At 75.7% G+C, this 5,711-nt stretch carries 2 protein-coding genes; both read left to right on the top strand.

Annotation, left to right across the window (positions count from 1 at the left end):
* Positions 1-2,246 (top strand): beta-ketoacyl reductase (locus E2E34_RS30325; protein ID WP_138905069.1); only part of this gene is annotated, 2,246 nt, incomplete at its 5' end.
* 26 nt (positions 2,247-2,272) lie between these two features.
* Positions 2,273-5,711, top strand: a 3,439-nt coding sequence (locus tag E2E34_RS30320) for a beta-ketoacyl synthase N-terminal-like domain-containing protein (protein WP_208765384.1), incomplete at its 3' end; no start/stop codon positions are given.

The following is a 5,711-nucleotide window of genomic DNA, read 5'->3' as shown; positions in this document are numbered from 1 at the left end:
GGATGGGCGGGGTGAACGCCCACGTGATCGTGGAAGAACCGCCCGCACCGGTCGTACGGGCTGGGGTGGCGCAGGACTCGCACGTCCTGCGGGTGACCGCTGCTGACGAGACCGCGCTGCGGTCCCTCGCCGGCACGTACGCGGACCGGTTCGACACCGCCCGGGACGACTGGGAGACAGCCGACCTCTGCCACACCGCCAACACGGGCCGCTCACCGCTGGAGTTCCAGACCGCCGTCCACGGACGGACGGCCGCCGAACTCGCCACCGCGCTGCGCTCCGTCGCCGCCGGCAGCGTCCCGGTCGCACGCGTCGACATCGACCTGACCGCCGAGGAGGCGGCGAGCCGTACCGGGGCGACGGCGGCATCGCACCGGCCCGCCGACGTCGTGGAGCTGGTCAGGGCCGGCTACGCCCACATCGACTGGGCCTCGCTCTCCGCAGCGGGCGCCCGCGTCACCGACCTCCCCTCCTACCCGTTCGCGCGGGGGTCGTACTGGCACACCACCGACCCGGCCGTCGCCTCCGCCCCGGCACCCGCGAGCCGCCAGGCCGTACGCGTCGCATGGCGCGCCCGGGACCTGACGCCCGCGCCCGCGACCGCCCCGGCCGTGGTGCGCCTGGTCACCGGCGACCCCGCGCTGGAGCGTGCGCTGACGACGGCCCTGCGGGGCAGGGGCGTGAGCGTCGCGGAACCCGGCGGGCAGGCGGACGCGGCCCTCGTGATCGACGCTCCGGGCAGCCACGGCGACCGGCCCGGCGGCCTGCGGGGGTTCTGGGCCGAGTTGAGCGAACTCATGAAGTCGCTGCCCGCGCACGGCACCCTGCTCTGGGCCGGATTCCACGACGCCGCCGTGCACCCCGGGGAGCACGAAGTCCTGCACCCCGAGCGGGCCGCCATGGCCATGGCCGTACGGGCCGCCGGGGCCGAGAGCCGCAGGCCCACCGCGATCGTCCACCTGGACCCGGCCGACCCGGCCGAGGTGCAGGCCGACCGGCTGGTGGCGGAGTACGCCGCCCTGCGCCCCGGCACGGACGACGCACCCGACGCCGGTACGGCGGTCGCCGCCTACCGGCGAGGCGTCAGGTACGTGCCGGAACCGGAGCCGGCGCCGCCCGGCCCGGCGTACGCCCTGCCCGCCGACGGGTACTACCTGGTCACCGGCGGACTGGGCGCGGTGGGACAACGCCTGACCGAGCGGCTGATCGACCGGGGAGCCAGGCGCGTCGGCATCATCGGCCGGTCGGTCGTGGACGCCGAGCGCTCCGCCCCCCTGCGCGGGCTCGCACGGCGTGCCGAGGTCGCGTACCTGCCGTGCGACGTGTCCGACCCGGCGGCGCTCGCCGCGGTGGCCGGGCAGCTCGGCGAGCGCTGGGGGCGGCTGGTCGGCGTCGTGCACTCCTCCGGCGGGGTGAACCCGTTCGGGGCGATGCACCGTCGGCCGTGGGACCACGCCGAGCGGGTGCTCGCGCCCAAGGTGTCCGGCTCGCGGAACGTCGTACGGCTGGCCAAGGAGCAGGGCGCCGACTTCGCCGTCCTGGTCTCCTCGATCGCCGGCACGCAGGCGTCGGCCGGCCGGGGCCTGGTCGACTACAGCCTCGCCAACGCCTACCAGTTGGCCCTCGCCGAGCGGGAGAACGGCGCCGTGACCACCGTTACGGCGCACGCCTGGCCCAACTGGACGGGCACCGGCATGGAGGCGGACGCGTCCTTCTCCGCCGCGTACTCGATCAGCGCCGAGCAGGCACTGGACGCCTTCACCGCCCACCTGCGGTCGGGCGGTGCCGTGATCTTCCCGGGGAGCGCTGCCGCCACCCCGGCGGCTGCCGAGGCCGTCGAGCCGGCTCCGGCAGCGGCGCGGCCCGGGACCCCGGCGGTTCCCGCACCGGTGCGCGCCGGTCCGGACACGGCGGGGATGCGCGCACGGGTCCGGGACGCCTTCCTCCAGGTACTGGGGGAGGACCCGGGGGACCGCCCGCTCCAGGGGCTGGGCATGGACTCCCTGGTGATCGCGGAACTGACCACGGCTCTTGAGCAGCGCGGTGGCCTGACCGTCGATCCGTCCGTGCTGATGCGGGCGCGCACGGCCGACGACCTCGCCGCCGACCTCGCCGGCCAGGGCGCGCCGGCCCCGGTGCGGCCGCCCGCTCCCGACCACGACGACGGACCCGCCGCGGCGCTCAGCGCCCTGCTGCGTCCGCTGCTCGACCGTGCGGGACAGCAGCGGGGACAGGTGCCGGCATGACCGGAGAGCGGAACGAAAGGACTACTGTGAGCGAGCTCGACACCCGCATCGCCGTGATCGGACTCGCGGTACGGCTCCCGGGCGCGGAGGACGCCCTCGACCTGACGGCCCTGCTGGGCCGCGACGGGGTCGAGGTCGGCGAGGTCCCGCCGAGCCGGTGGGCGCGCGAGCTCTACCGGGGTGAGGGGCCCCACCAGGGCACACACCACCGGGGCGCGTTCCTGGTGGACCCGTTCTCCTTCGACCACGAGGCGTTCGGCATGACCGCCGAGGACGCCGTGCTCCTCGACCCCCAGCAGCGGGTGATGCTGGAGGTCGGCGCGCGGGCGCTGGAGGACTCCGGACACCTGGGGGTACGCCGCCGGCTCGACGCCGGGGTGTTCGTCGCCGCGCGCATGAACGGGTACGGCTTCGACCGGGCCCGCGGCCTGGTCCCGCCGGGCTCCGCCGGCGCACCCGGTCCGGACGCCGCGGCCGGGGTGCCCGGGCCCGCCGCCCTCTGGGGGCGGTCGCAGAACTTCATGGCCGCCTGGCTGTCCGACCGCTTCGACCTGGCGGGCCCGAGCCTGGTGACCGACACCGCCTGCTCGTCCTCGCTGTCGGCGGTCTGGCTGGCCTGCCAGAGCCTGGCCGCCGGGAGCTGCGAGCTCGCCCTGGTCGGCGCGGTCGACCTGCTGATCGACCCGCTGACCTTCGTACTCCTCTCCCGCACCGGGGCGCTCTCCCCGGACGGGCTGTGCCACACCTTCGACACCAGGGCCAACGGCTACGTGCCCGGCGAGGGAGCCGCCGCCCTGGTGCTGAAGCCCATGCCGGCGGCCCTGGCCGACGGCGACGTGATCCTCGGAGCCATCAGCGGGGTCGCGGTCAACAACGACGGCCGCACCATGGGCGTCACCACACCGAACCTCGAAGCCCAGATCGACCTGCTGGACAAGGCGTACCGCACGATCGACCCGGCGACCGTCCAGTACGTGGAGGCACACGGCACCGGCACCGCCATCGGCGACCCGATCGAAGTACGGGCGCTCACCGAGGTGTTCGCCCGCCGGGGTGTCCCGCGCAACTCCGTCGCGCTCGGCTCGATCAAGCGCCGGATCGGCCACCTGCACTCGGCGTCCGGCCTGGCCGGACTCGCGAAGATCATCGTCGCGCTGCGCGAGGGCACCGTCCCGGCCGTGGGGGTCGACTCGCCCAACCCGCGCCTCAACCTCGCCGACAGCCCCTTCCACCTGCCCGACACCAGCCGCCCCTGGAGGGACGCGCCGGTGCGCCGGGCCGCGGTCAGCGGATTCGGGTTCGGCGGAACCAACGCCCATGTGGTGGCCGAGGCGGCCTCGCGTACCGCTCCCGGGCCGGGCGAGACCGTCGGCGGGCGGCCCGGGCTGGTCCACGTGCTGCCCCTGTCCGCCGACAGCCCGTACATGCTCCGGGAACTGGTCGCCCAGTGGATCGAGTTCCTGCCGACCCTGGCGGACCGGTCCGGCGCGCTCGGCGACGCGTGCGCCACCGCGCGCCTGGCGCGGCCGCACCGTACCGCGCGGATGGCAGTCGCCGGGGCGGACGCGGGCCAACTGGCCACCGCGTTGCGCGCCTGGCTCCTGCGGGCCGAAGCACCCGGCGCCGGCGGCGACGCCGGCCCCCGCGCCACCGTGCCGGTACGGCCCGGGGCAGCCGCGGCCCCGCCCGCGTGGCTGTCCGCCCTCAGTCGCTCCACGCCGGCCGTCCAGGAGGTCGTCGGCCTGTTCGAAGCGGCGACCGGCACCCGGCTGGCCGAGTTCTCCGGCGAGCTGCTGCGGATCTGCTCCGGCGTCGCCCTCGCCATCGCCCTGCGCGAACTCGGGCTGCCCGAGGCCGCGGTGGACCTGCCCGAGGGCTGGGAGGCGGTCGGTGACTTCGTGCGCGGACGCGTCACGCTGGAGCAGGCGCTCGCCGACGTACTGCGCCACGACAGCGGCCCGGCGCACACCGCCCAGGACCACGGCGGCACCGGCCGCGGCCACGAGGTGACCGCGCGGCTGGCCGGCGCCCGCGACGAGCGGGAGGTGGCCGCGGTGCTCGCCGCACTCACCGCCGAGCTCTTCCAGGCCGGCCAGGACATCGACTGGGCGGCGTTCCAGCACGCCACGGGCACGGGGTGGAGCAAGTGCCTGCTGCCCTGCGCCCAGCCGCGCGGCCGGGCGCTGAACCTGGCCGAGCCCCTGCGGTCGGCCGAACCCGGGTCACCGGCGGAGCTGGTGTCGGACCAGGGGGCGGACGGGTACACGTTCTCCCGCGTGTTCGGACCGGCCGAGGCGCCCATCGCCCAGCACGCCGTGTACCGCACGCTCATGCTCCCGGGCGTCGCGTGGTTCGACTTCCTGCGCGAGGGCGCCGCTCTGCGCGGCGAACCCTTCCACGGGGCCCTGGACATCCTGTTCCACCGCCCGCTCATCCCGTCCGGAGCCCGCCGAGTGGTCGGCCGGGTCGACGCGGACGGGCGGTTCAGGGTGGAGGACGCCGAGAGCGGGGAGCTGTTCGTCACCGGCCGGCTCGCCGCCGAGCCCCCTGCGGTGCCGCCGGCCCCCGTTCCCCTCGCCGCGCTGCTGGCCGACTGCGCCGGCTCCGCCGTGCACGCGGGCTCCGCCGTGCACGCGGGCTCGGGTCTCTACCGGTGGCTGCGGCGCATCGGCTACCACCACGGCCGCTACTACCGGAACATCTCCTGGGTGGCGAGCCTGCCGGACGGCGGCACGCTCGCCCGAATCGAGGGCGAGCGGCAGCGGGAGATGAACCCGCCCGGTGTCCAGCTCTTCCCCGGGCTCCTGGACAGCGTGACCGTCGCGGCCATCGACCCGGCCAACCCGGTGTTCGGTGCGGCGGACGCGTCCGCGTTCATTCCGCTCTCGGTGGGCCGGCTGGACGTCCTCGGCCGCCTGGACGACGCCGCCTACGTGCGGACGGAGATCGCCTTCTGGAACGACGAGGCCTGCCGGGTCACGCAGACGGTGACCGACGCCGGGGGCAGGCCGCTGCTCGTCTTCGGAGACATGGCGTCCAAGAGGGTCCCCGTCCGGGCGTTCAGCGCGGGAGAGACCCCCGCACCGGCGGTCGCGCCGCGGTCGCCGGAGCCGGTCACGGCTGCTGCCGCGCCGGCCGTCCCCGCGAGCCCCGAAGTCCCGACCGTCCCACGGGCCGTGGTCGAACCCGTGGCTGCCGCGACCGCCACGGCCCCCGCGGCCTCGTCCGGTGCGCAGGTCGCGCGGGTCCTCGACTGGTTCCTGGCGCTGACGGGCACCTCCCACGAGCACGCCGATACGGAGTTCCTGTCCGCCGGATTCGATTCGGTCGGCCTGGTGTCGCTGAGCGAGCGCATCTCCCAGGAGCACGGCCTGTCCCTCTATCCGACGGTCTTCTTCGAGTACCCGACACCCCGCCAGTTCGCCGAGTTCCTGATGGACGAGGCACCGGAGCTCGTCCACACCC

Source organism: Streptomyces albidochromogenes (genome assembly GCF_005981925.1).
GTDB classification, from domain to species: Bacteria; Actinomycetota; Actinomycetes; order Streptomycetales; family Streptomycetaceae; genus Streptomyces; species Streptomyces albidochromogenes.
Note: the sequence above shows the minus strand (reverse complement) of the source record. Positions and strands in the feature narration are given on the sequence as shown.